The organism is Treponema ruminis (assembly GCF_014201975.1).
In the GTDB taxonomy this organism is placed as follows: Bacteria; Spirochaetota; Spirochaetia; order Treponematales; family Treponemataceae; genus Treponema_D; species Treponema_D ruminis.
In genome coordinates, this window is the sequence record NZ_JACHFQ010000006.1 from 130,068 (window position 1) to 147,077 (window position 17,010).

Genomic DNA, 17,010 nt, shown 5'->3' on the forward strand with positions numbered 1-17,010 from the left:
TTTTTCAAGGAAGAAGGTCTAGCCCGACCTGCATTTCATCGCCAAAAAATGCATCTTGTCGGAAAAGTTATCCTCATCGGATTTTTTTATTCTATAATAAAGAGAATAAATCTGGAGGCATAGCATGAAATTGAGAGCGTATAAAAAAGAAGATGCGGCCCTTATATGCAGATGGATAAGGACAGAAGAAGAATTATACAGATGGTCTGCTGACAGATATAATAAATTTCCGCTTTCCGAAAAAGATATCGAAAATAATTATCTGCCTCAGCTTGAAGGCGGAAGATTCTTCCCCATTACGGCGATTGATGATAATGGGATTGTTATCGGACATTTCATTATCAGATATCCTAGAGATGATGACAACAGTACGCTTCGTTTTGGCTTTGTTATTGTAGATCCCAGACTCAGAGGAAAGGGCTACGGAAAAGAGATGCTCCGGCTCGGAATAAAGTATGTAAAAGATAATTTTACTGTTAAAAAAATTGACCTTGGTGTATTTGAGAATAATGAGTCCGCAAGGAAATGTTATGAATCAGTAGGCTTCAAGGAATGCAACCGCAGGGAATTTGAGATGCCCATAGGAACATGGACCTGTATCGACATGGAAATGGAAGGAGAATAAACTTATGAATATCTACAAGGAGGCTTTTAATATGGATATAACTTATAAAGAGACGAAAGAGCTGGAGGTAAAGATTAATGGATATACATATTCAACTTGCAGATATGAGATATATTGATAGCTGCAAAGAAATCCTGCAAAATTCTGACCTAGGAAAAGCCTATTTCAGTGATCATGAAAAGGCAGCGAATATGCTTACATATGCAGTGGGTCAAGAAAACGTATATGTTGCATTGGATGAAAATGAGAAATGTCTGGGTTTTATTTACTACATGACAAATGGTGTTTTTGGAAGCTACCCTTATCTTCATATTATTGCAGTAAAGGAAGAATACAGAAATTATGGTATCGGCAGGCAGCTAATGAAGTTTTTTGAGGATAATGCTTCCGATTCTCCTTCAGCAAAATATTTTTTAACTGTAGATGATTTTAACCCGAGAGCAAAGAAATTATATGAAAATCTGGGCTATAAGTGTGTTGGAGAACTAACTGATTTTTATAAAAAGGGGACTAACTGCTATCTGATGATGAAAAGAAGATGGTAGAGAAGGAGGGTATGCCTTACGGTGTCCTCTCTTTTTTTAATACTGTCACACAGGGCATGGTTTGAAAAAGTTTCTCAAATCTTTCGTACTGATATAAATTGTTAATAGTTCTGGAGGAATAAGTTATTATGAAAATGAAAGAGATAAATAGAATTGAAGTAGATGAGTTTTGGGCAGATTCCACAATTATTGAGGCAGGCGATTTTGTCTTTGTGGGATACTGCATGGGAAATGAAGGTAAGTCTATTGAAGAGCAGATTCATGGAGCCATTGATGTACTGGAGAATCGCCTAAAAATGGTGGGATTAACATTGGAATCTGTTGTGAAAATGGATTGTCTCTTTAAGGATATAGAGGACTTGAATTATTTGCCAAAGATTTTAAAAGACAGATTTGCCGGCAAATATCCTACAAGAAAGGCCTATACTTCTGATTTCATAAGGAGTGGAATCAAATTTCAGATTGATGCCATAGCCTATAGAAATAAAGATGAATAATCTGTGCATCAATTGTTATGTATGCCGAACTTCCGGAAAAGAAAGCTAAGAAAAACAAGAGAAAAATCTGACGACGGACGGAAAAAAGCGAAATGAAAAACATGGAAGTCATTAAAAAATTAGTCGGAGATTCCATTACAGAGTCAAACTTAAAGAATGTTGACTGCTATGTCTATGAAAATTTTGCCCTCTTCATTCAGTCGATGGGCTTTTGCGAATTTGCCGTAAAAGAACAGCATGTTCATCCGTCCTATATGATAATAATTGAATTTGGAAGCGACGGTTTTTTGATTCCCCCAAGAATCGAACTGAAGAAAAATTATTATCTTGCCTCTATTGTCTCTCCCAACATCCCCCACGAAGACAAGGCTGTTGAGTTCCCGAATTATTACACAATCATGATTGATAAGGAATATTTTGAAAGCCAGTTTTTGCTGTATCAAAATGAAATTCCAAGATATGCAGGACAGCAGTTTTTGATTTGCCACGATTTTTTAAAAATGCTTCATCTGTACGCTTTTGAATCCTCAAAGAACATGAAGAACGGAGAAATTACCCTTGAGTGCCAGACAAAGCTTTTAACCCACTGGATTATCCGCAGTCTTCTTGGAGAAAATTATGACACGCGCTCTATTTCCACAAATGAAAGGATAGGCAGAATCCAGACCTACATTGAACTTCATTGCGGCGAGAACCTTTCCGTTTCAGACTTTGCCAAAAGCGCCAATATGTCCGTTTCCAATTTCAACAGGCTTTTTACAAAAGAAGTCGGCATGTCTCCAAAAAATTACCTTACTGATGTCCGCCTGAATAAGTCCGTAAAGCTTTTGCGGAGAAACGACCTTTCCGTATCTGAAATAGCCGAACAATGCGGTTTTTATTCACTTTCACATTTTTCCGCCGTTTTTAAAAAAGCGTATGAAATAAGCCCGACCGAATACAGGGAAAAATATCAGGTCTGATAAATAAATTTTACAAACTTTTAAGCGATTTTTAAAAGCATTGATTCTGAATTTGACTATCATTTTTAACAAGCTATATCACCGCTAACGCGGAGTTTTATAGGAGTTGATTATGACAAAAGAAGAATTATTTCAGATGATGAATGGAAGTCCCGTAATGCACCTTGCTACGGTTGATGAAAAGGGCTTCCCTCATGTCCGCGGAATCCTTATGTTCAAAGCCTGTGACGAAGGAATTATTTTTCACACCGGAACCTTTAAGGACCTTTACAAGCAGCTTATGGCAAATCCGAATGCAGAACTTTGCTTCCAGTGCAAGGGAACTCAGGTTCGTGTTTCCGGAAAATTTGAACTTGATGAAAGCGACGAGCTTTTTGAGGAAATCTACAATCATCCGTCGCGCGCGTTCATAAAGCAGTGGGGAAAATCAAAGGAAGAAGTTAAGGGCTTCTTGAAGATTTTCAAAATGAAAAACGGAAAAGCCTGCACCTGGTCCATGACTGACAATTTCAAGCCAAAGGAATACATAGATCTTTAAGCAAAATTCACTGCATTTCATCGGCAAAAATATGCATCTTGTGTGAAAGTTCAACTCTATTTTCATTTTTTATTCTATAATCTAAATCAGCGTGATTTAGCCGCAAGTTTAAAAAATATGGGAGAATTTTTATGGATGCAAAAATCGCGATAATCGGTTACGGAAGCATGGGAAGGATGATTTTTGAAAAGCTTCTTGCTTCAAGTCTTGTTGAGCCGGAAAACATTTACCTTGCCAACCGTACCTTTGAAAAAATCACTGCCCTCAAGGAAGAGTGCGGCGTCAATGTCTGCAAAACGAATAAGGAAGCCGCCTCAAATGCTGACATCATTTTTGTCTGCCTGCGACCCGGTGACATAAAAGCCGTCCTTGAAGAAATTCAGCCGGTCTCAGCAGACAGCCACATTATTTCCCTGAACGGAAGCATACAGTTCAGCCAGCTTGAAAAAGTCCTCGGACAGATAAAAATCTCAAAAGTTATTCCAAGCGTTACTGCCGAAGTCAATGAGTCTCAGACCCTTGTCTGCCATAACGAATGCGTGAGCGAAAAGGACAAAATCGTGCTCGAAAGAATCCTTCACACGCTTGGAAACGTGATTGAGCTGCCGGAAAATGAAATGGGAATGGGCTCTGAGCTTGTAAGCTGCATGCCGGGATTTATCGCCGCCCTTTTCAACGAGCTTAAAAAAGCTGCCCGGCCGCACACAAAAATCAGCGAAGAAAAAATAATCGAAATGCTTGCAAACACGATGGTCGGAACAGGCCGCCTGATTGCAGAAAAGAACATGTCTTTTGCGGACGTAATTGAGCGCGTGGCAACGAAAGGCGGAATCACTCAGGAAGGAACAAAGGTAATTGAGGAAAAATTCCCGCCTGTCGCAGCAGAAATTTTTGAAAAGACACTGGCAAAACGCAAGGTCACGACGGAAAAGGCAATTGAGTCTTTCGGGGAGTAAGCATAAATAGTATCATCAAATAACAGGAGGCAAATATGATTAATTACAAAAAAACTGATTTGAATGAAATTGATGAAATTATAAGATGCCGCATGGAATTTATCCGTGAAGATATGGGGCCTCAAACTTCGGAAATGGAAGCAACAATCCAAGCCCAGCTTCAGGAATATCTGACTAATCATCTGAATCGCGATTGCTATGTTTTTGCAGCGGTGGAAGATGGTCGTATCATTTCAGTTGCTTTTTTGCTGATTCAGGAAAAACCTGCGAATTCGGGATTTCCTCATGGCCGTGTCGGTAATATTATGAACGTCTATACTGTTCCGGAAAAACGACGTCAAGGAATTGCGGGCAATATCATCAAACAGATCATGGATTTTGGCAAAACACAGAATCTTGATTTTATCGAACTCAAGGCAGCACCTATGGGATATCCGTTGTATAAAAAACTCGGTTTTGAAGACGCCTGCAATCGTTGCAAAGAAATGATATTATGGACAAACAAATAATCGAAGCGACAAAGCAATATATCCAGGAAATATTCAAGGGTAACTCTGACGGACTTATTGAAGGCGCAGCTCCGTGTGGTGCCTGCCGTGATTTTAGGTGTAAATATGGAATTTAGAAAAGCAAGCGAAAATGACATCGAAGAAATCTGCCGGCTGGTAAAGGGCGCAATCGACGTGATGGAAAAGAACGGCATTCCTCAGTGGGATGAAGTTTATCCTGCAAGGGAAGATTTTTTTAACGACATAAAGGCCGAAAGTCTCTATGCGGGAATTATTGACGGAAAAATTGCGGTCATCTTTGCCCTGAACAAATGCCAGGACGAGGCTTATTTTGCCGCTGACTGGACTTACCGCGGCGAAAATTTCTGCGTGATTCACCGACTTTGCGTAAACCCGGAATTTCAAAATCAGGGAATAGCAAAGAAAACGCTGAATTATATAGAAGAAAAATTGTCCGGCGAAGGAATTGAATCAATCCGGCTGGACGTGTTTACCCAGAATCCTTTTGCGCTCCGACTGTACGAAAAAACAGGCTACCGCAAGACCGGAACTGCTGACTGGCGCAAGGGAAAATTCATCCTGATGGAAAAAAACTTGGGTGTGTAAAGATGAATGTGACTTTAAAAACTGCACGGAAGGAAGATTTGGAAGAAATCTGGAAAATGCAGGTCGAAGCCTTTTCGCCCCTGCTGGAAAAATACCAGGATTTTGAGACAAGTCCCGCAGCAGAAACTCTCGAAAAAATCATCCGCAGGTTCAACGAGAGCTGGACGACGTATTATTTCATCCTTGCCGGAGGAAAAAAAGTCGGTGTCATCCGCGTGATTGACAAAAAGGACGGAAGCCCGAAGCGGATTTCTCCTGTCTGGATAATGGCAGAATTCCGAAACAAAGGCTATGCGCAGGAAGCAATCAAAGAGGCGGAGCGGATTCACGGCGGCGGCTCATGGTGTCTGGACACAATCTTGCAGGAAAAGGGCAACCTTCACCTGTATGAAAAGCTAGGCTACCGTCAGACCGGAAGAATCGAAAAAATCAACGACCGTATGGACATAGTCTTTTATGAAAAAAATTAAAATTGAGGGAGAAAAAAATGAAATCAAGTAGAAAATCGCTTATTTTTGATCTGGACGGAACTTTGTGGGATGCTACAGGTTGCGCGCCCGCTATCTGGAACCGGATTTTTGACAAACATAGCGAAGTGAATTTTCGCATGACACAGGAGCTGGCCGCATCTTTGATGGGAAAGACAATGGAAGAAATCGGTGACGCATTGTTCCCTGACCTTTCTCAAGAAAAACGCCGTCAAATAGTTGATGAGTTCGGAGATGAAGAAGTTGCATACCTTAAGGAAAAGGGCGCGGTTTTGTTTGACGGCATGAAGGAAACGATTCAAAAACTTTCCAATGATTACGATTTGTATATCGTAAGCAATTGCCAAGACGGCTATGTTCCCGCATTCATGACGGCTCACAAAATGGAAGCGTTTTTTAAGGACATCGAAATGTCGGGCCGCACAGGCATGGATAAAGGAAGAAACATCTGCCTGATTATGGAAAGAAACGGAATATCAAAAGCGGACGCGGTTTATATCGGCGACACTGAAGGCGACGAAAAAGCGACAAGATTTGCAGGCATTCCTTTCGTCTGGGCAAAATACGGATTCGGAAAGGCCACCTCTCCTGACGCCGTTCTGAACGACATAAGGGAACTTCCGTCTCTTCTTTCTAGTCTTTTGTGATGAAAAAATAGGTGGAATGGTTAATCTAATATGACAACAATTACACAAATTAAAGGCGGAACCGACAACTGCTATATTGTCGCTGACGACGGAAAGGCGATTTTGATAGACACCGCAAGCGGACCGCATCTGGACAAAGTTATTGCCGAATGTGACAAGTGGATACCGGAATGAAGCACGCAGGGACACAGAAAATCGAAACAGCGCGGCTGACTTTGCGGCGCTTTTTGCCGGAAGACGGCGCAGATATGCTGAAAAACTGGGCATCCGCTCCGAATGTACAGCATGAGTACGGCGAGCCGACCTATGAAACGCCCGAAGCCGCTGAGCTCTTATTGCAGAAATATCTCGCGGGCTATGCACAGCCGGATTTTTACCGCTGGGCGGTCATAGAGCGTGAAAGCGGGCAGAATATCGGCATGATTGCGTTCTGCAAGGTCTGGGAAGACTGCGAAACGGCAGAGATCGAATACTGTATCGGCGCAGATTTCTGGGGGCATGGCTATGCCGGAGAGGCGCTTGCCGCCGTCATCGACTGGACTTTTGCGCAAACGGGGTTTCAGAGGCTGGAAGCTTATCACCGCGCCACGAATCCGAAATCGGGGCGGGTACTGGAAAAATCTGTCATGCACCGGACGGAGACTGTCGAACGCTTCATTCGTGCAGGAGAAACGCCGGACGGTGAAGTCTGTTACGCGATTGAAAGAAACAGCGCATAATGGTAGGAGCGATTTAATATGACAACAATTACACAAATTAAAGGCGGAACCGACAACTGCTATATTGTCGCTGACGACGGAAAGGCGATTTTGATAGACACGGCAAGCAGGCCGCATCTGGACAAGGTAATCGCCGAATGCGACAAGTACGAAATGAAGCTTATCGTTCTGACCCACGTTCACTTTGACCACGCCGAAAACGCGGCGGAGCTTTCAAAGCGGTACAATATTCCGGTGGCTGTAAGCAAGACGGACGAAGAACTTTTTGAAGACTTTGACAGACAGCCTCTGAGTTCTTACGGCCTTGTCGGAAAGCTTGTCCTCGGACTTTCGCTTAAGGTTTTGCGGAACACAAAAGTCGAGAAGCCGGAGAATCTGATTTTCGTTAAGGAAGGCGATGACCTGTCTTCCTACGGAATCAAGGCAAAAATCATCGGGCTTCCGGGTCACACGCTCGGTTCAATCGGCGTTGACGTTGAACAGAAGCATCTTTTTGTCGGAGATGAGCTTGACAACTGGGTAAGACCGGCTCTCGGTCACTTGTATTATGATTTTGACGCGATTAAAGACAGCGCGCAAAAAATCAAAGACTTGGGGCAGCGGACAATCTATTACGGTCACGGAAAGCCTACGGAGAATAAAATATGAATATAGATTTTCGAAAAGCAGAGATTTCAGACGCTGAACGGCTCGTAAAAATTTACAATTCCTCGTTTTACGCGGACTTCATTAAATACGGCGAGTGTCCTGCGTATGGAAGAAGCAAAGAGATGATGGAGAAGTCGATAATTGATTATCCTAAATTTCTGATTATGAATGACGGCAAAGCGGTCGGCTGCATTTCCTGCAAAGAGATTGAGAAGGGAAATTTTGAAGTTGGATGTTTATGTGTGATTCCAGAGTTTCAGGGCAGAGGAATTGGGACTGCTGCCATGGAATTTGCAAAATCATATTACAAGGATTGGAAGAAATTCACCCTGGTCACGCCTGCTGATAAAAGTCAGAATGTAAAGTTTTACACAGAAAAATGCGGCTTTAAAATTCAGGGCTCTGAGATGGATGGCGATGTAAAAGTGTTTAGATTTGTTTTGGAAAAAGAATAGAGAAAATATGAATGAAGAAATAATTGAAGCGGCAAAAGTTTATATACATGATTTGTTCAAGAGCAATTCGGATGGGCACGATGAAAACCATTCGTTAATTGAATTTCGCAATGAGTTGGAATGCGTATTGCGATAGGCGGAAAGCCGACGGAGAATAAAATTTGAAAGATTATATTTTGTTTTTGCCGATTATTTTTATTTTTCATGACATGGAAGAGATAATAGGCTTTGAACGGTTCTTTAAAAACAATCAGGAGCTGTTTGAGCGTTTTCCTAAAATAACGGCTGTCTACAGAGATTTTAAAACTGACGGATTCGCGCTTGCGGTATACGAGGAGTTTATTCCCTTCTTTGGGATAAGCCTTTTAGCCTATTTTTTTCCGGGAAAAATTCTTTGCGCGCTCTGGTTTTCTTTGATGCTGGCTTTGACCTTGCATTTTGTCATTCATATTGGACAGAGCGTGTTCATCAGAAAATACATTCCGTCATTTGCCACAAGCGTTATATGCCTTCCCATAAGCATTCTCATATTGATAAAATGCGCCGCTTTTGTTAAGTTTGATTTTGTAAGCGTACTGTGCATTGCTGTTGGCATTGCTGTGATGATGATAAACCTAAGATTCGCTCATGCAATTATGCGCTGGTTCAATAGGAATAGGGTGGAATAAAAAATGAAAGCGTTTGTCGTTTACTGTCATCCGTCGGATGATTCATTTACGCGGAACGTCCGCGATTCCTTTATCAAGGGAATTGTTGATTCGGGCAACGAATATGAGATTTCTGATTTGTACAAGATGAATTTTAAAACTGATTTGTCAGAAAAAGAATATCTGCGCGATGCCTTTTATAAGAACACGCCGGATTTGGCGGAGGATGTCCTTGCCGAGCACAAAAAAATCAATTCATGCGATGCGATTGTCTTTATCTATCCTGTGTTCTGGACTGAGGCCCCTGCAAAATTAGTCGGCTGGTTTGACCGCGTATGGTCGCACGGTTTTGCTTACGGCGAGAATAGGACTATGAAAGTTCTGGACAAGGCTTTGTTCCTTGTGACGGCCGGGAACACAATGGAGCGGCTTGTAAACTTTGGACTTTTGGACAGCATGAAAAAAGTCATGATTGGCGACAGGTTTTTTGGCCGCGCAAAGGAATCTGACTTTGTGGTCTTCCCCGGCATGAGTAGAGAGCTTGATTCCCGCGAGCAGAATTTTGAAAAGAATCTGGCCGCGGCATACGAAAAAGGAAAAAATCTGTTTTTGTAAATGATAAAAAGAGGAACGCGAAAGAAAAAATATGCAAGTGATAAATTATTTTGAAAGCGACAAAAAGGAACATTGGCTTTCGCAAATCCAAAAATGCGACTTTGCCTTCCGCGAAGAGGCGCAAAGCATTTACGGCGAAAGCGCCCGCGTGTATGAAAAAAAATTGAAGTGAGGTGAAAAATGACAACCAAGAAAACAGAGAATGGCTTTACAATAAAATACAACGAGCTTAACGCAAAGGAATTCATTTTTCTGTGGGAATCCGTGTGGGGCGAGCCGCCTTCGTTGGAGCAGACGGAGCTTGCGATGAAAAACACGCTCTTCAAGGTGTCGATTTTCGACGGCGAAAAAATTGTGGCGATGGCAAGGGCGATTGGCGACAAAGGTTTGTGCTATTACATTAAAGATGTCGTTGTCCATCCCGGCTATCAGGGAAGGGGTTTGGGAAGAATTTTGATTGGCGAAATTCTTGAATACATTAACGCCAACGGCGCGGAGGGAACGGAAATTGCCGTCGAACTTTGCGCAATGCCTGACAAGATTCCTTTCTATGAAAAGTTCGGCTTTGCGGCGAACGAGGCGCAAAGGCTGAGGATAATGCATAAAGTGAAGGTGGAATAAAAATGGCGAATCCGTGGGAAGAAATAAAACTTGACGACTACGAAAAGCACATGAGCCTAGATTTTAAAAACATGTCTTTGCATAAAGTGTTCGGCGCAAAGGAAAATGCGGAATATGTTGACAGGAAAGGTGCCTATTTGATTCCTGTAAAAGACGGCAAGGTGGGAATAGTAAAAACTCCCAAGGGATTTTTCTTTCTTGGAGGCGGAATCGAAAAAGGAGAAAGCCACAACGAATGCATAAAACGCGAGTGTCTGGAAGAAGCTGGTTTTGAAGCGGCGGTCGGAGAAAAAATCTGTTCTGCCGAGACCTATTTCCTGCATGAGACAATCGGCTATTTCCATCCGATTCAAACATATTATGCGGGAAGTCTGGCTGAGAAAATTTCAGAGCCGACGGAAAGCGACCACAAATTTATGTGGATTGACTATGACGAGCTTAGCGGCAAGATGTATCTTGAAATGCAGAATTGGGCATTAGAAAGGGCATTGGAGCTTAAGGCAAAGGAGGTAAAATAAGTGGTTTTATTAGTTGTAGATACGCAAAAGGGCTGCTTTAACGAAAATTTATATTCGTTTGAAACGGTAAAAAAGAATATAAAAGATCTGATTGCCGCAGCAAGAGAAAACAATATTGAAGTCATGTATGTTCAGCATGATGACGGGCCTGGCAAAGATCTGGATAAGGCTACGGACAGGTATGAAATATATGATGAGTTTGCGCCGAAAAACAATGAAAGGCGGTTTGAAAAGAACGTGAACAGCGCTTTTCATCCTATGACGGGTCTGACAGAATACCTTCAATCCAAGGGCGAAAAAGATATTGTAACTGTCGGAGTGTCAACAGACTATTGCATGGACGCAACTGTTAAGAGCGGATTCGAAAAAGGCTTCAACATGATTGTTCCGGCATACGCAAATTCAACTTATGACAATCCCTATTTTGATAAGGAAACAGCCTACAAATATTACAATGAATTTATGTGGCCAAAGCGTTACGCAAAGATAATTACCGTTGAACAGGCTGTTCAACTTTTGAAATCTGAAATAACGTTATAAGGAGGAACCCATGGAAATTCGAGAATTAAACGAAAACGATTTGGATTCGCTGATAAAACTGTACGAGCAGCTTGACGGAGCAAACGGCGACTTTACGGTGGAAAAGGCGCGCGCGCTTTGGAAAAGCGAAATTGAAGGCAACAAAAACATAAAATACTTTGGCGTGGTCGAAGGCGGAAAAGTCATTTCGACCTGTTTCTGCATAATAATTCCAAATCTTACGCGGATTGGAAGTTCGGCCTGCTTTGTTGAGAACGTCGTCACCGACAAGGATTACAGGGGCCAGGGACTGGGCAGAAAAGTTATGGAAAGGGCGATTGCCTTTGCCCGCGAGCGAGACTGCTACAAAGTAATTCTGGAAAGCGCAAGCTTCAGGAAAGAAGCCCATCAGTTCTACAGAAACCTGGGCTTTGACGGTGATGCCAAAAAAGCATTCATCATGAAGCTCAAGGATTATTAAAAAAGAGGGCTGCTTCAAAAAAGAGAAGCAGCTTTTTTGAGGGTTTGAAATATTTTCTGTAAATAGGAAGCTTCTATGATAATTTAGATTTACACGGGAGCAATCAGAGTGATTGCTCCTTTTTTATTTAAAATTTATGAGTCCAGCTGAAAATCATTCTCTGGAAGAACCATTCAGTTCCGATTTTCTGTGCAAAAAGCGCGTCTTCTGCCTCATCAAGCTCTTTATCAAAAGATCGGCGTGTCGTAAACTGCGCTATACAGGTAAGCTCATCTTTTTCGGCAAACTTAAACTGACAAAGTCCCGCAAGTGAATGCTGTGTAAAGGCTCCGTCATAAGAAGCATCAAAATCCCCGTAATCACCGCCGTCATAATGACCATAGGCCGTGTACATAAAGCCCGCCCGGTAAAGCACAAGAGGCATCTGATATGCCAGGATTCCGCAGAACTCGTACTGAAGTCCTTCTACCCTGTTTTTGTCGCCCTGCCATTCAAAAGGCCGGTGCTTCTCTAAGCCTGCAAGCCCGGAATAGAAGGTCTTGTAAGAAGCAAGCATAATAAGGTGATTCCAGTCGCCGGGAATTAAAGCGCCCGTGTCAAACATTAAAGTTCCCTGTGCCCAGACTTCATAAAAAGGATGAGAAAATGTTGAAAGCGCCTCGTATCTTTTTGATTTTTCGTCAAGGGCGCAGAGTCCTTCAAATCCCAACATATTCCAGCCGAAGCCAAAAGATCCGCCACCCTTAAGCACAAGGAATGGGAAAGGCTGAAAACCAAGTGCAAGCTGAGGACGGACAGAGAGCGGCGTAAGTTCAAAAGCTCCAGTCAAAACCACGTTTGCATCTTTTAAAAGCCAGTGGTCTCCCAATGGTGTTTTAATCATATAATCCACAAAAAGCTGGGAACGGCACTCAAATCCGCTGTATGCCCCTGTAAGCCCGGCAAAATGCGTGTCGCTGCTTCCAGGCTGAGTTTTGGACTCTGGATAATAAAGAAGGTCTGTCGTCAAATAAACTGAAAGTGGTGAAGTCTTCTCTTTTCTGGCTTCCTGACCGCTAAGAAGATTTACCATTGCTGCAAGAATCAAAAATGCAAGACTTGGTATTTTTTTCATTTTTCAGCTCCAATATTTGTGTTCAAATTGTAAAATGCTTCTATATAATTCCAGCCCTCTATGCCATACTTTTCACCAAAGCGCACGATAACAGTGTTTGCCAGCGGCGAAATATAGATAAACTGACCTTTGTTTCCGTAGGCAAAAAAGTCGCTTTCTGCGTCCGGCCGCTTCATCACATACCAGTGAAAGCCGTAGAAACCGCCCTTATTGCAGGCTCCGCCAAAGATTTTCTGTCCAAAAGGATCCTTGTAATATTCGCTGTCATTTTTGCCGTTGCCAGGCGAAAGAGATTCTTCAATCCATTTTTTACTGATAACGACCTTGCCGTCAAAAAGACCTCCGTCACGGTAAAGACAGCCGAATTTGGCAAAGTCTAGAGCCCGCGCGTTGATTCCACTTTCCATTTTCTCAAAGGCATCCTCGTCGCTGTCAAGGCTCCAGCTTGCGTCTGACTCCGTTCCGATTTTTGACCAGATTGACCGGCTCAGATAAGAGCTTACAGACTGGCCGCTGGCCCGCTCGATAATCAGTCCAAGAAGAATCGGGTTGTAATTGTTGTAAAGAAAATGAAGGGCCGGCTCTTCATCAATCAAAGTACCTGTAAGAGCAAGCTTTCGCAAGTCCGGATTGAAATAAGTTTTTGTATCATCGTGGCGGAAGAAACCTTCGGAATACAAAATGCCTGATGACATTGTGATAAGGTGTCTGATTGTGATTTTTGAAAACCTCTCATCACGCTCCAGAAGCTCAGGGAGATAAGTGGTGATTGGCTCGTCAACTCCAGAGATTTTCCCCGAGTCAATCAAAGTGCCAATCATCGCAGAGTCAAAGCTTTTTGCCACCGAAAAAGATGTTACGGTTGAAAACTCGTCATAGCCCTTGCCGTATTTTTCAAAAAGAATCGAATTTCCTTTGATAACCAGGATAGCCTGAGTTTTAGTTTTAGCAATAAACTTATCTAAATCATCAGTTCCAAACTCTTTTTTGAGCATTTCTTCTATATTGATATCAATTTCTCGCGTAAAAGGCTTGGGACTCTCACTGGCCGCAATCTCCCGGTCCGGAAAATACAAATAATCCTTTACGCTTGCGTCACGCCGAACAAAGGCACGCCAGGCTGTCGTTGTGCATCCATCAAAAAAGGCAGATGAAAGTAAAAAAATAAGTAAAATTATTTTGTTCCGCATAAAACTTTTCCCTTTTTTTCTCTTATAAAGATTTGCTATTTCAAAAAATGAACGATTCTTTCATCTATTCTTCTGTGGAAGCTGTAGGTGTATGGCGAGAAGAATTTTGTCCAGAAGCGCAGGGCTGTTGGATTTAGTGTTTCATAATCCACCCCAAGGAATTCCGCACCCTCTTTTTCCAAGATTTTTGAAAGGCAGGACACCAGTGCTCTTCCTACGCCGTCTTTTCTGTATTCTTCATTTACATACATGCCGCAGATGTTGTGTATATTGCCACAAAGGTAGTTTTCTCCGTCGCCTTTTTTGCAGGAAATGAATCCGACAGGCTCTTCTTTGCAAAATGCGCCGAACCATCTCTTACTGTCGTCTTCAAACCACTGGTCAAAATCACTCAAATCTGACGGAAAAAAAACTGGCCCGTTTTCCAGGTGATGCACAAGCTTCATTTTCAGATTTTTGAAAATCCCGAAAGATCCAAAAGGAACTTCCTTGAATTCAAATTTTGCCGGCATGCTGAATTCCAGGATTGACTTTATTTTTGTCATTGCATCGCTGCAGCGGATTCCAAAGCCGTTCAGAATCAAAGAATTGTTGGCTTCCGTGTCGTGTGCAAATCGTGCCAGGGCTAAAGAATAAATACCGTCACGAACCATTTCATTTGAAATTCCTTCAAACAAAAGTGACATAACCTTTTCTCTTTCGGCCCCCAGTTCAAAAGAAACCGCGCTTCCTCCCAAAGGGCTAAAGCTTCCTTTGCAAAGTCCAAAGAATCCGTCCCAGACATCTGCGAACATCATGTAGCCCACAAGGCGCCCTGCACAAAAGGCAGCTTTTTTATATTTTTTTGTCGAAAGCCAGTTCAACAATCCGGCAGGGGATTCCTCCGGCAGCGAAGGAACTTTTTTCTTTTCTGCAGAATATTCTTCTTTAAGAATTTTTTCTGCATCCGAAATAAAAGCAGGCTCAAAATCTTTTATGATAAATCTTTCCAATTGTGTTTTACTCCTCCGTTTTACGAGTGATTAAAGCATACTTCAAAGAGGATTTATATGAAATGACTTTCAGACAAGATGCAGGATTTCCCCGATGAAATGCAAGCCGCTTTTGGCAAAGCAGAACATTTCTTTGCGCTGATGCAGAGCCTTCAGCACTCCGCTATACTTGTGACAGAACTTCTTCATAAGATGTTGAGCGAATCACGCGGAAATTCTTTTCGATGTATTCGATTTTTGCAAAATCACTTTCAAACATATTTTTATTCCAACTTTTTTCTATATAAAATATTCAATGTCGTCTGCAATTTGTGCAGCTTTATGTTCGCCGAACAAATCCTTTACAAAGCCTAGTGCCATGTCCATTCCTGCAGAAACGCCTGACGAGGTATAAAACTTTCCGTCTTTTACCCAGCGTGGTTCTTTCTGCCAGCTTACGTTTTGCGACGTTGTTTTTACCCAATCAAAGGCTTTTTTGTTGGAAGTGGCTTTGCGTCCGTACAAAAGGCCTGTTTTTGCAAGAAGTGCCGAACCGGTGCAGATTGAAAGCACATATTCCGCGCTCTCACAATAATTTTTAAGCTCGGAAATAAAATGCTCGTCGTTTACAAAAACTCTAGTGCCCTGACCGCCCGGAATCACAAGAACCGCATTTTCTTCAGCGTCTGAAATTGCCGAAGTCTGAATTGCGAAGCCCTGCCTGCTTTTTACAAGCCCGCCCTGCATAGAAACGTAATTGGTTTTTACGCCGTCAATCCTGGCAAGAATCTCAATCGGTCCAAAAATATCAAGAGTCTCATAATTCTCAAAGAAAAGAAAATTGATTGTCATTTTTATCATTCCTCCCATCTATTCCAGAATATTTCCTTCATGCAGTGGCTGCTTCCTGTAACCGGGTCTTCCATTAAGCCAAGTTCCGGGCAGACAGGAATTACTTCATGGCCTTTCACATAGTCGATGACTTTTTCACTGTAATTGTCACCGCCATTGTATTTGCATTTTTGCCCCAAGAGACATGCACTCACCATAATTTTTTCTTATTTTTCCAGTCTCATATAGCGGCTTCGTTCGATAAAACCGCAGCTTTCCCAAAATTTAATTGCAGCCTCGTTCCATGACAGAACTTCGATGTCAATCTTATCTGTTTTTAGCTCTTTTAGCAAAACTTTTAGGGCTGCGCGACCTTTGCCCTGCCTTCTGAAATTTCTGTCGATGTAAAACTGCCTAAGATACATTGGATTTGAAGTGTGTCGCACAAGCGCATAGCCTATTATTTTGTTTTCTTCCATAAAGAAATAGGCAGCGTAATCATTTTCAAGAAAACCATGCATCCGAGCTTTCAATTCTTCAATATTCATCGTATTGTCGCTTTTTTCATCTTTGATGAGCAGCTTGTTTAACTGAGCCAATTCTTCAACGTCCGAAAGCGAACATTTTTTTATCAGCATATTATCAACAATGAATTGTTTCATTTTTTTCTCCGTGAATTTTAATTGATGAAAACGCGTTCAAAGTTAAGCCCGCCTTCTGTCGCTTCAATCAAAAGAAATGACGCGCCTTCCAAGCCTGCCGCTGAAACCGATACTACGTTTCCGTTTTCAAAATTCTGATGCGAATGGCCGACTACAACAAGGTCATATTTGGTCACTTCCTTGCTTTTGCATGCGGTGTCAAAGATTCCGTTTTTTAAGCTTGATAATTGCAAGAATGGATACGGCGCATCAACGTCTGAAAATAAAAAATGTGAGAAACGCATTTTGTGGCCAAAAGCTTCTTCTTCGTAAAAGAGCGGCATTTGCCTGATGAATTCCATTTGACCATCAGAAATCTTCTTTCTCATTCCGTCATAATATTCTCTCAGATATTCAACGTCCGGGTCGATGTCAACTCCATGCTCAAGGTAAAGCTCGCAATTTCCCTTAAGGCAAATTGCGCCGCTGTTTTTAAGGAGTTCAAGACATTCAATTTCTTCATTGCCGCGCTGAAAAATGTCTCCCACAAAGATAACTTTGTCCACCTTTTTATTATTGATTTGTTCAAGAACGGACTTCAATGCTTTAAGGTTTCCGTGAATATCTGTAAACACTGCAATTTTCATAATCTACTCCTTTGTTACTG

28 protein-coding genes are annotated in these 17,010 nt (G+C 42.1%); 21 read left to right on the top strand and 7 right to left on the bottom strand.

Annotated features, from left to right (window positions below; all coding sequences use genetic code 11):
• Window positions 1-124 precede the first annotated feature (124 nt).
• From HNP76_RS10245 to HNP76_RS10340, 21 genes are all read left to right on the top strand, one after another.
• Window positions 125-625, top strand: a complete 501-nt coding sequence (locus HNP76_RS10245) for a GNAT family N-acetyltransferase (RefSeq protein WP_184660165.1) — start codon at window positions 125-127, stop codon at window positions 623-625.
• 77 nt (window positions 626-702) lie between these two features.
• A complete protein-coding gene (locus HNP76_RS10250) occupies window positions 703-1,170 on the top strand; it encodes a GNAT family N-acetyltransferase (protein ID WP_184660167.1) in 468 nt (155 codons plus the stop codon).
• Between the two features lie 128 nt (window positions 1,171-1,298).
• Complete coding sequence (locus tag HNP76_RS10255) at window positions 1,299-1,667, top strand: RidA family protein (RefSeq protein WP_246462730.1); 369 nt, start codon at window positions 1,299-1,301, stop codon at window positions 1,665-1,667.
• Window positions 1,668-1,759: 92 nt separating this feature from the next.
• The gene (locus HNP76_RS10260; RefSeq protein WP_184660169.1) at window positions 1,760-2,629 is read left to right on the top strand and encodes a helix-turn-helix transcriptional regulator; all 870 of its coding nucleotides are present in this window, start codon (window positions 1,760-1,762) and stop codon (window positions 2,627-2,629) included.
• 112 nt (window positions 2,630-2,741) lie between these two features.
• Window positions 2,742-3,167 (top strand): pyridoxamine 5'-phosphate oxidase family protein, encoded by a 426-nt coding sequence (locus HNP76_RS10265; protein ID WP_184660171.1) that lies wholly within the window; start codon window positions 2,742-2,744, stop codon window positions 3,165-3,167.
• Between the two features lie 131 nt (window positions 3,168-3,298).
• Window positions 3,299-4,123, top strand: coding sequence for an NAD(P)-binding domain-containing protein (locus HNP76_RS10270; protein WP_184660174.1), 825 nt, complete (start codon window positions 3,299-3,301; stop codon window positions 4,121-4,123).
• A 35-nt stretch (window positions 4,124-4,158) separates the two neighbouring features.
• Window positions 4,159-4,632, top strand: a complete 474-nt coding sequence (locus HNP76_RS10275; protein WP_184660175.1) for a GNAT family N-acetyltransferase — start codon at window positions 4,159-4,161, stop codon at window positions 4,630-4,632.
• Window positions 4,617-4,748: a hypothetical protein gene (locus HNP76_RS14370; protein WP_260309221.1), complete on the top strand. Its 132-nt coding sequence runs from the start codon at window positions 4,617-4,619 to the stop codon at window positions 4,746-4,748. Before HNP76_RS10275 ends, HNP76_RS14370 begins: the two co-directional genes overlap by 16 nt.
• Window positions 4,738-5,238, top strand: coding sequence for a GNAT family N-acetyltransferase (locus tag HNP76_RS10280; protein ID WP_184660177.1), 501 nt, complete (start codon window positions 4,738-4,740; stop codon window positions 5,236-5,238). The genes HNP76_RS14370 and HNP76_RS10280 overlap by 11 nt, the downstream gene beginning before the upstream one ends.
• A gap of 2 nt (window positions 5,239-5,240) precedes the next feature.
• On the top strand, window positions 5,241-5,708 hold the full coding sequence (locus HNP76_RS10285) for a GNAT family N-acetyltransferase (RefSeq protein ID WP_184660179.1): 468 nt from the start codon (window positions 5,241-5,243) through the stop codon (window positions 5,706-5,708).
• Window positions 5,709-5,725: 17 nt separating this feature from the next.
• Entirely contained in the window at window positions 5,726-6,373 is a 648-nt protein-coding gene (locus HNP76_RS10290) for an HAD family hydrolase (RefSeq protein ID WP_184660181.1), read from the top strand.
• A gap of 30 nt (window positions 6,374-6,403) precedes the next feature.
• Window positions 6,404-6,547 carry a hypothetical protein gene (locus HNP76_RS10295; RefSeq protein ID WP_184660183.1) on the top strand — a complete coding sequence of 48 codons (144 nt, stop codon included), beginning with the start codon at window positions 6,404-6,406 and terminating at the stop codon, window positions 6,545-6,547.
• The gene (locus HNP76_RS10300; protein ID WP_184660184.1) at window positions 6,544-7,092 is read left to right on the top strand and encodes a GNAT family N-acetyltransferase; all 549 of its coding nucleotides are present in this window, start codon (window positions 6,544-6,546) and stop codon (window positions 7,090-7,092) included. Before HNP76_RS10295 ends, HNP76_RS10300 begins: the two co-directional genes overlap by 4 nt.
• Window positions 7,093-7,110: 18 nt before the next feature.
• A complete protein-coding gene (locus tag HNP76_RS10305) occupies window positions 7,111-7,740 on the top strand; it encodes an MBL fold metallo-hydrolase (protein ID WP_184660186.1) in 630 nt (209 codons plus the stop codon).
• The gene (locus HNP76_RS10310) at window positions 7,737-8,195 is read left to right on the top strand and encodes a GNAT family N-acetyltransferase (protein ID WP_184660188.1); all 459 of its coding nucleotides are present in this window, start codon (window positions 7,737-7,739) and stop codon (window positions 8,193-8,195) included. Before HNP76_RS10305 ends, HNP76_RS10310 begins: the two co-directional genes overlap by 4 nt.
• A 161-nt stretch (window positions 8,196-8,356) precedes the next feature.
• Window positions 8,357-8,863 (top strand): HXXEE domain-containing protein, encoded by a 507-nt coding sequence (locus HNP76_RS10315; protein WP_184660190.1) that lies wholly within the window; start codon window positions 8,357-8,359, stop codon window positions 8,861-8,863.
• Window positions 8,864-8,866: 3 nt separating this feature from the next.
• On the top strand, window positions 8,867-9,457 hold the full coding sequence (locus tag HNP76_RS10320) for an NAD(P)H-dependent oxidoreductase (protein ID WP_184660193.1): 591 nt from the start codon (window positions 8,867-8,869) through the stop codon (window positions 9,455-9,457).
• A 180-nt stretch (window positions 9,458-9,637) separates the two neighbouring features.
• Window positions 9,638-10,078 (top strand): GNAT family N-acetyltransferase, encoded by a 441-nt coding sequence (locus HNP76_RS10325; protein WP_009105923.1) that lies wholly within the window; start codon window positions 9,638-9,640, stop codon window positions 10,076-10,078.
• Between the two features lie 2 nt (window positions 10,079-10,080).
• The gene (locus tag HNP76_RS10330; RefSeq protein WP_184660195.1) at window positions 10,081-10,596 is read left to right on the top strand and encodes an NUDIX hydrolase; all 516 of its coding nucleotides are present in this window, start codon (window positions 10,081-10,083) and stop codon (window positions 10,594-10,596) included.
• Window positions 10,597-11,136 carry a cysteine hydrolase family protein gene (locus HNP76_RS10335; RefSeq protein ID WP_184660197.1) on the top strand — a complete coding sequence of 180 codons (540 nt, stop codon included), beginning with the start codon at window positions 10,597-10,599 and terminating at the stop codon, window positions 11,134-11,136.
• A gap of 10 nt (window positions 11,137-11,146) precedes the next feature.
• Complete coding sequence (locus HNP76_RS10340; protein ID WP_184660199.1) at window positions 11,147-11,596, top strand: GNAT family N-acetyltransferase; 450 nt, start codon at window positions 11,147-11,149, stop codon at window positions 11,594-11,596.
• A gap of 127 nt (window positions 11,597-11,723) precedes the next feature.
• Here the strand turns inward: HNP76_RS10340 and HNP76_RS10345 are convergent, their stop codons facing one another.
• The 7 genes from HNP76_RS10345 to HNP76_RS10375 all read right to left on the bottom strand — a co-directional run bounded on the left by HNP76_RS10345 (window position 11,724) and on the right by HNP76_RS10375 (window position 16,990).
• Window positions 11,724-12,710: a hypothetical protein gene (locus tag HNP76_RS10345; protein WP_184660201.1), complete on the bottom strand. Its 987-nt coding sequence runs from the start codon at window positions 12,708-12,710 to the stop codon at window positions 11,724-11,726.
• Entirely contained in the window at window positions 12,707-13,900 is a 1,194-nt protein-coding gene (locus HNP76_RS10350) for a serine hydrolase domain-containing protein (protein ID WP_184660203.1), read from the bottom strand. Before HNP76_RS10350 ends, HNP76_RS10345 begins: the two co-directional genes overlap by 4 nt.
• Before the next feature lie 35 nt (window positions 13,901-13,935).
• Window positions 13,936-14,892 (bottom strand): GNAT family N-acetyltransferase, encoded by a 957-nt coding sequence (locus HNP76_RS10355; RefSeq protein WP_184660205.1) that lies wholly within the window; start codon window positions 14,890-14,892, stop codon window positions 13,936-13,938.
• 279 nt (window positions 14,893-15,171) lie between these two features.
• Entirely contained in the window at window positions 15,172-15,723 is a 552-nt protein-coding gene (locus HNP76_RS10360) for a DJ-1/PfpI family protein (protein ID WP_184660207.1), read from the bottom strand.
• A gap of 5 nt (window positions 15,724-15,728) precedes the next feature.
• Entirely contained in the window at window positions 15,729-15,920 is a 192-nt protein-coding gene (locus HNP76_RS14265; RefSeq protein ID WP_206173277.1) for a 2-thiouracil desulfurase family protein, read from the bottom strand.
• A 9-nt stretch (window positions 15,921-15,929) separates the two neighbouring features.
• Window positions 15,930-16,364, bottom strand: a complete 435-nt coding sequence (locus tag HNP76_RS10370) for a GNAT family N-acetyltransferase (RefSeq protein WP_184660209.1) — start codon at window positions 16,362-16,364, stop codon at window positions 15,930-15,932.
• A gap of 17 nt (window positions 16,365-16,381) precedes the next feature.
• Window positions 16,382-16,990: a metallophosphoesterase family protein gene (locus HNP76_RS10375; RefSeq protein ID WP_184660211.1), complete on the bottom strand. Its 609-nt coding sequence runs from the start codon at window positions 16,988-16,990 to the stop codon at window positions 16,382-16,384.
• Window positions 16,991-17,010: the final 20 nt, after the last annotated feature.

What these genes read in the sequence shown, in the direction of transcription:
- HNP76_RS14370 (WP_260309221.1), top strand. Translation starts at nt 4,617, where the DNA reads ATGGACAAACAAATAATCGAAGCGACAAAGCAATATATCCAGGAAATA.
- HNP76_RS10330 (WP_184660195.1), top strand. Translation starts at nt 10,081, where the DNA reads ATGGCGAATCCGTGGGAAGAAATAAAACTTGACGACTACGAAAAGCAC.
- HNP76_RS10310 (WP_184660188.1), top strand. Translation starts at nt 7,737, where the DNA reads ATGAATATAGATTTTCGAAAAGCAGAGATTTCAGACGCTGAACGGCTC.
- HNP76_RS10360 (WP_184660207.1), bottom strand. Translation starts at nt 15,723, where the DNA reads ATGACAATCAATTTTCTTTTCTTTGAGAATTATGAGACTCTTGATATT.
- HNP76_RS10375 (WP_184660211.1), bottom strand. Translation starts at nt 16,990, where the DNA reads ATGAAAATTGCAGTGTTTACAGATATTCACGGAAACCTTAAAGCATTG.
- HNP76_RS10245 (WP_184660165.1), top strand. Translation starts at nt 125, where the DNA reads ATGAAATTGAGAGCGTATAAAAAAGAAGATGCGGCCCTTATATGCAGA.
- HNP76_RS10345 (WP_184660201.1), bottom strand. Translation starts at nt 12,710, where the DNA reads ATGAAAAAAATACCAAGTCTTGCATTTTTGATTCTTGCAGCAATGGTA.
- HNP76_RS10255 (WP_246462730.1), top strand. Translation starts at nt 1,299, where the DNA reads ATGAAAATGAAAGAGATAAATAGAATTGAAGTAGATGAGTTTTGGGCA.
- HNP76_RS10270 (WP_184660174.1), top strand. Translation starts at nt 3,299, where the DNA reads ATGGATGCAAAAATCGCGATAATCGGTTACGGAAGCATGGGAAGGATG.
- HNP76_RS10260 (WP_184660169.1), top strand. Translation starts at nt 1,760, where the DNA reads ATGAAAAACATGGAAGTCATTAAAAAATTAGTCGGAGATTCCATTACA.
- HNP76_RS10350 (WP_184660203.1), bottom strand. Translation starts at nt 13,900, where the DNA reads ATGCGGAACAAAATAATTTTACTTATTTTTTTACTTTCATCTGCCTTT.
- HNP76_RS10320 (WP_184660193.1), top strand. Translation starts at nt 8,867, where the DNA reads ATGAAAGCGTTTGTCGTTTACTGTCATCCGTCGGATGATTCATTTACG.
- HNP76_RS10340 (WP_184660199.1), top strand. Translation starts at nt 11,147, where the DNA reads ATGGAAATTCGAGAATTAAACGAAAACGATTTGGATTCGCTGATAAAA.
- HNP76_RS10275 (WP_184660175.1), top strand. Translation starts at nt 4,159, where the DNA reads ATGATTAATTACAAAAAAACTGATTTGAATGAAATTGATGAAATTATA.
- HNP76_RS10250 (WP_184660167.1), top strand. Translation starts at nt 703, where the DNA reads ATGGATATACATATTCAACTTGCAGATATGAGATATATTGATAGCTGC.
- HNP76_RS10300 (WP_184660184.1), top strand. Translation starts at nt 6,544, where the DNA reads ATGAAGCACGCAGGGACACAGAAAATCGAAACAGCGCGGCTGACTTTG.
- HNP76_RS10280 (WP_184660177.1), top strand. Translation starts at nt 4,738, where the DNA reads ATGGAATTTAGAAAAGCAAGCGAAAATGACATCGAAGAAATCTGCCGG.
- HNP76_RS10265 (WP_184660171.1), top strand. Translation starts at nt 2,742, where the DNA reads ATGACAAAAGAAGAATTATTTCAGATGATGAATGGAAGTCCCGTAATG.
- HNP76_RS10285 (WP_184660179.1), top strand. Translation starts at nt 5,241, where the DNA reads ATGAATGTGACTTTAAAAACTGCACGGAAGGAAGATTTGGAAGAAATC.
- HNP76_RS10325 (WP_009105923.1), top strand. Translation starts at nt 9,638, where the DNA reads ATGACAACCAAGAAAACAGAGAATGGCTTTACAATAAAATACAACGAG.
- HNP76_RS10305 (WP_184660186.1), top strand. Translation starts at nt 7,111, where the DNA reads ATGACAACAATTACACAAATTAAAGGCGGAACCGACAACTGCTATATT.
- HNP76_RS14265 (WP_206173277.1), bottom strand. Translation starts at nt 15,920, where the DNA reads ATGGTGAGTGCATGTCTCTTGGGGCAAAAATGCAAATACAATGGCGGT.
- HNP76_RS10295 (WP_184660183.1), top strand. Translation starts at nt 6,404, where the DNA reads ATGACAACAATTACACAAATTAAAGGCGGAACCGACAACTGCTATATT.
- HNP76_RS10290 (WP_184660181.1), top strand. Translation starts at nt 5,726, where the DNA reads ATGAAATCAAGTAGAAAATCGCTTATTTTTGATCTGGACGGAACTTTG.
- HNP76_RS10370 (WP_184660209.1), bottom strand. Translation starts at nt 16,364, where the DNA reads ATGAAACAATTCATTGTTGATAATATGCTGATAAAAAAATGTTCGCTT.